Below are 4,741 nucleotides of genomic sequence, written 5' to 3' on the forward strand. Positions count from 1 at the left end.
CAGACGGCGTTTGACAGCATCTGCCGTGGAGAGATCAACTTCAGCCTCCGCACCAACCTCAATGAGACCGGGAGATTCACGATCAAAGACAGACCCCGGATCAGAACGCCAGGTAACCTCCACCTGATCTGACCGGTAACATGGGTTCACCTGTGATGACGAAACCGGGATCGTCTGGCCACTCTCAAGCATGATCCTGCCGGTATAGGCGATCATCGCACCATTATCCCCCATGTACTTCCGTTCCGGCACAGCAAAGAGTGCACCCCGCTCCTCACACATCTGCAGGAGCATCTCCTGAAGGCGGCTGTTAACCCCGACACCCCCAACCAGGATCACCTCATCTTTACCTGTATGAGCAAGAGCACGTTCGGTCACCTCGACACACATGGCAAACGCAGTCTCCTGCAGGCTGTAGCAGACATCCGGGAGGGATGCAGCTGCATCTTTTGCAGCAGACACCAAACCTGAGAAGGCAAGATCCATCCCTTTCACGGTATAGGGGAGGGGGATATAAGCACCCTTCTTAGCATACTCCTCAATCTGAGGACCACCCGGATGGGTGAGATTATGAAACCGTGCAAATTTATCAAGCGCGTTTCCGATCCCGATATCAAGCGTCTCTCCAAAGATCCGGTACCGACCATTCAGATACCCAAGCACCTGCGTATTGGCACCGCTTGCATAGAGGACGATTGGATCAAGACAACCTGTTGCAAATCTTCCAATCTCAATATGAGCAACACAATGATTGACACCAATCAGAGGAACACCAAAACGAAGGGCAAGTGAACGAGCAGCGGTCGCAACCGTCCGAAGACAGGGGCCAAGTCCGGGTCCCTGTGAGAAGGCGACACCAGAGATATCACCTGCATCAGCAAGCGCGGCTGATACAACCTCCTTTATCTTTGAGGCATGGTGTTGTGCCGCCTCTCTTGGATGAATACCACCATGAGGGGGAGAATAGGGAGACGAGAACAATGATACAAGATCATCATCAAAAACAGCGGCACTGAGGTTCCATGCTGTCCCCTCAATACCCAGTACCTGCCCGATAGGAGGCATCTGCGATTACTTCTTAAATTCCGTATATCCACACTTACCGCATGCCACACGATCAGCATGCTCAGCAAGGAAGACACCGGGCCCACAACGGGGGCAGTGGCGTTTCTGTGCAACTACCTGTGTGCCTTCGACAGTATAGAGCTTGTACCTTCCGCTTGCCATTATTACTCCTCCGCTTCGGCCTTAGGTTGTCCACGGGTGATGAGAAATTCACGTTCGGTCCGTGAACGCTCCTCGTTTGAGTCATAGATTCTGGCAAGACCCTTGCCGATGTGTGAACCATACTGCGTCTTGATCGAGTCGAGCACCATCGTCTCTTCGCTTGCATTTAAGAGAGCGCCGAGTTTTCCAATGATCTGCTTCCTCGATGGGGTCGCGCCCTCAAACGTAAGGGTGAACTCTATCTCTTTTCGATGCAAGAGTTCGTTTCGGGTATTGCTTGTGATATTGATCTCCATCGGTATCCCAGAATTATTATCAGGGTAATTATTTAATACTGGTGTTCTCACTGACAAAATATGAGAAGAGCACCCTCGCCTTCTGACGGGCAGTCTCATCGATCTCCCTGAGAACAACCCCTTCATTCGGCTGACCATAGAGGACGATAGCTCCATCAGGAGAAGCGATAACAAGCGGAATTACAGCGAGATCCTCCTCACCATCAACAAAGACCAGTGCAGGAGGGTCCGAGAGTGCCTCCTCAAGCCCTGCGATGAGATTCGGAGTGATCATGCCTGCAGGATTTACCACCCGAATCTGCCGTGCCCCCACATACAGAGGGGTTTTGAGAAAAGGTGAACGCATCGTATATCCATCAATCACTGCAATATCAGGATAAATACCGCGCGAGAGAAGAGAGTCGGTAACCACATCTCCAACCGTATAGACGATCTTCCCAGCAAGATGTGGAATCACATCAGTAATATCGGGGAAGAGGATTCCAAACGGCCTCTTAAAGAGGTCGCGGAACTCATCCGGAAGATGGAGCATCAACGGACCTTCAGAGCGTACCTTCCGGGAAGGTCGATATTCATCCTCTGGGCAATCGCTGAACGTTTCGGATCAATGATAATAAGATAACCCTGCCAGTCTGTCGAAAGGCTGCTATCCAGACAGACGATACATGACTCCTTATCTGACTCAAGCACCCGGTGACACTGCCTGCAGACCTGATCCTGCTTCTTACGCACGGGCATTGCCACTCCTCTCTGCAAGCTCCTTGTTGTACTCATCTTCCATCCAGCTCGCAGTTCCAAGACCTGCCTGCCGCATCGTAAGACCTATCTTACTCTCACGAGGCTCCCGCTCGTTTAAGGAGAGTGAGACGATACGTGCTCTTACGGTATCTCCAACACCAATTGTCCGGTTGGACTGCTGACAGATCAGACGGGAATTCTTCTCGTCGTGGTTGATGTAATCATCTGATATCTGACTCACATGCAGCATTGCATCAATCGGACCAAGACTGACGAATGCACCAAAACCTGTCGTTTCAACAACAATCCCTTCAACGATCTCCTGAAGGGCGAGCCGAAGCGCCAGAGCCTCGAATGTGACATCAAAGTACACTGCCCCATCACCCGGAATAATTTCTCCTTCGCCAACCTCATCGATGTCAGTGACGACGATGAAGATCCCGATCTCTTTATCAATACTCCCTTCAAGCTGCTCCTGAAGAACATCAAGGAGAACGACCCGGAGATCCTCACCGAGACGATGGGCGGGAACACGAACCTTATCGGCAAGTTTCAGTTTATAATACATTTATCACACCTACTTTCTGATGAGTTCCAATCGTTTCTGGTTTCTTAATATAATTACTGATATCCCCTTCAAAAGGAGAAGCTCCTTTAATCTCCTGTCGTTTGTCACAACCGGGGAGTCAAGAGCCTCTGCCTGAAGAGCAACAATCTCATCGACCGTTGCCGATGACCCCGTCGCAGGAAGAATCCTGCACCGGGATGCAAGGGTCAGCCCAAAACGAGCTGCTGCAGCCGATTTCCCCCGACCCTGTGCAAGCCCATGCAGTTCATGCACCACCTCCGCCGGAACAACCGGCTCAAACGCACCGAAGATCTCCTGCAGGCCGGAGAAGAGATCTACACCGGACCGTGAGGGGATAAGAAGTGCATTCGTATCGAGGAGGACAATTACTCCGTGAGAACCCCCATTCCGATCAATCGCCATCGTCCACCCACCTGCCTTGAGATAGCGATACGGGATCCTATCTCAGCGCATACCGGGCGTTTCAGGACGACATCGATGGTGTTCTTCTTTGTCCCTGTTACAACACCCACTGTCACTGCTGTCCCGACCGAAAGCATAAGAGGCTCCTTATGCTTCAGTGGTTCGATCAACTGCTCAGATGAGGCACCGACGACCCGCTCCATCAGAGTGACATTAAACTTCATCTTCTCCCATACGGGAGGAAGCTTATCGGGATGACCGGCCACCTGACCAACAAGGGTATCACTCTTTGTGATCGCAGGATCGAGTTTTGTCCCAATACCTGTCAGACCCCCCGGGGTTGCAATGGTGATCTTCTTTGATCCCATATGCATCGAACTAATCTTCGTTATGATCGGGTCCCACCGTGTCTTGTTCTCGATCGTCTGCTGCCGACCAGGTCGTATCTCAATATCATCACCATCACGGAGCATCCCCCGGATAAGTGAACCTCCGATGACACCGCCACGAATATCACGCCAGCTGGCACCTGGTTTATTGATATCAAACGAGCGCGCAATCAGAAGAACAGGAGGTACATCAGGGTCACGATCGGTCTCTGGGATCGTCTCATTCAGTGCCTCAATGAGTGAAGAGAAGTTAATGAGCTTCTGAGCTGATACAGGGATGATTGGCGCGTTCTCAGCAACAGTTCCTTTAATGAACTTCTTAATCTGTTTGTAATTCTCAAGAGCAGCCTGCTGGGTTACGACATCAATCTTATTCTGAACAATGATGATACGGGTGATACCAGTCAGCTCAAGTGCCATAAGGTGCTCTTTCGTCTGCGGTTGCGGACAGGGTTCATTTGCTGCAATAACGAGCATTGCTCCATCCATGATGGCTGAACCCGACAACATCGTCGCCATCAGTGTTTCATGGCCAGGGGCATCAACAAATGAGACGGAACGGATAGGTTCAGTCTTATCACCACAGGACGGACATGTTGCAGAAGTCGAATAGGCATTCGTCCCGGCACACGACTGGCACCGGTAGAATGTCGCATCTGCATACCCAAGCCGGATAGATATCCCCCGCTTCAGTTCTTCACTGTGGCGATCGGTCCATATACCAGTCACCCCGGAGACGAGCGTCGTCTTACCGTGGTCGACGTGGCCGACAACGCCTATATTTACGCTTGGTATTGTAGGATCATGCAAAGAATCTCAAACCTCCATAGCCTATATAATCGTTCTTCTCATAGATAATATCTCAGTGCATATCATACAATCGTGATCGGATATACTCTCTTCATGAATACCCCTAGCAGATACATCGTATGTCAGTACCCCGGTACTTTTTCCGAAATAGTAATATCATAGTGCGCATTAGATAGAGGAAGGAACGATTATGACAGGAGACTCTGAACTATCCCGTATTGGAATATCACTACCAAAGAATCTGCTCGACAAATTTGATGACATCATCAATATGCGCGGGTACTCATCGC

The 4,741-nt window shown here is 50.6% G+C and carries 8 protein-coding genes and 1 pseudogene; 1 reads left to right on the forward strand and 8 read right to left on the reverse strand.

Going from position 1 to position 4,741, the window contains the following annotated elements; all coding sequences use genetic code 11:
- From Q7V06_RS09875 to Q7V06_RS09910, 8 genes are all read right to left on the reverse strand, one after another.
- Window positions 1-1,065 (reverse strand): bifunctional N(6)-L-threonylcarbamoyladenine synthase/serine/threonine protein kinase (locus tag Q7V06_RS09875; RefSeq protein WP_304841061.1); only part of this gene is annotated, 1,065 nt, incomplete at its 3' end.
- A 6-nt stretch (window positions 1,066-1,071) separates the two neighbouring features.
- Window positions 1,072-1,227 (reverse strand): 30S ribosomal protein S27ae, encoded by a 156-nt coding sequence (locus tag Q7V06_RS09880; protein WP_304841063.1) that lies wholly within the window; start codon window positions 1,225-1,227, stop codon window positions 1,072-1,074.
- A 2-nt stretch (window positions 1,228-1,229) separates the two neighbouring features.
- A complete protein-coding gene (locus tag Q7V06_RS09885) occupies window positions 1,230-1,523 on the reverse strand; it encodes a 30S ribosomal protein S24e (protein WP_304841064.1) in 294 nt (97 codons plus the stop codon).
- Between the two features lie 28 nt (window positions 1,524-1,551).
- Window positions 1,552-2,055, reverse strand: a complete 504-nt coding sequence (locus tag Q7V06_RS09890; protein WP_304841065.1) for a GTP-dependent dephospho-CoA kinase family protein — start codon at window positions 2,053-2,055, stop codon at window positions 1,552-1,554.
- Entirely contained in the window at window positions 2,055-2,261 is a 207-nt protein-coding gene (gene spt4 / locus Q7V06_RS09895) for a transcription elongation factor subunit Spt4 (protein ID WP_304841066.1), read from the reverse strand. The genes Q7V06_RS09890 and spt4 overlap by 1 nt, the downstream gene beginning before the upstream one ends.
- The gene (locus Q7V06_RS09900) at window positions 2,248-2,829 is read right to left on the reverse strand and encodes a DNA-directed RNA polymerase (protein WP_304841067.1); all 582 of its coding nucleotides are present in this window, start codon (window positions 2,827-2,829) and stop codon (window positions 2,248-2,250) included. The genes spt4 and Q7V06_RS09900 overlap by 14 nt, the downstream gene beginning before the upstream one ends.
- Before the next feature lie 9 nt (window positions 2,830-2,838).
- Window positions 2,839-3,252, reverse strand: a complete 414-nt coding sequence (locus Q7V06_RS09905; protein WP_304841068.1) for a PIN domain-containing protein — start codon at window positions 3,250-3,252, stop codon at window positions 2,839-2,841.
- Window positions 3,216-4,451 (reverse strand): translation initiation factor IF-2 subunit gamma, encoded by a 1,236-nt coding sequence (locus Q7V06_RS09910; protein ID WP_304841069.1) that lies wholly within the window; start codon window positions 4,449-4,451, stop codon window positions 3,216-3,218. Before Q7V06_RS09910 ends, Q7V06_RS09905 begins: the two co-directional genes overlap by 37 nt.
- Before the next feature lie 190 nt (window positions 4,452-4,641).
- Between Q7V06_RS09910 and Q7V06_RS09915 the strand changes: the two are divergent.
- Window positions 4,642-4,741: pseudogene (locus Q7V06_RS09915) on the forward strand (nickel-responsive transcriptional regulator NikR); the annotation flags it as partial.

The sequence above is a fragment of the Methanocalculus sp. genome (genome assembly GCF_030651615.1).
Classification (GTDB): domain Archaea; phylum Halobacteriota; class Methanomicrobia; order Methanomicrobiales; family Methanocorpusculaceae; genus Methanocalculus.

Bases quoted from the DNA above. Each gene is read 5' to 3' on its own strand.
- Q7V06_RS09880 (WP_304841063.1), bottom strand. From the start codon at position 1,227: ATGGCAAGCGGAAGGTACAAGCTCTATACTGTCGAAGGCACACAGGTA.
- Q7V06_RS09890 (WP_304841065.1), bottom strand. From the start codon at position 2,055: ATGCTCCATCTTCCGGATGAGTTCCGCGACCTCTTTAAGAGGCCGTTT.
- Q7V06_RS09885 (WP_304841064.1), bottom strand. From the start codon at position 1,523: ATGGAGATCAATATCACAAGCAATACCCGAAACGAACTCTTGCATCGA.
- spt4 (WP_304841066.1), bottom strand. From the start codon at position 2,261: ATGCCCGTGCGTAAGAAGCAGGATCAGGTCTGCAGGCAGTGTCACCGG.
- Q7V06_RS09900 (WP_304841067.1), bottom strand. From the start codon at position 2,829: ATGTATTATAAACTGAAACTTGCCGATAAGGTTCGTGTTCCCGCCCAT.
- Q7V06_RS09905 (WP_304841068.1), bottom strand. From the start codon at position 3,252: ATGGCGATTGATCGGAATGGGGGTTCTCACGGAGTAATTGTCCTCCTC.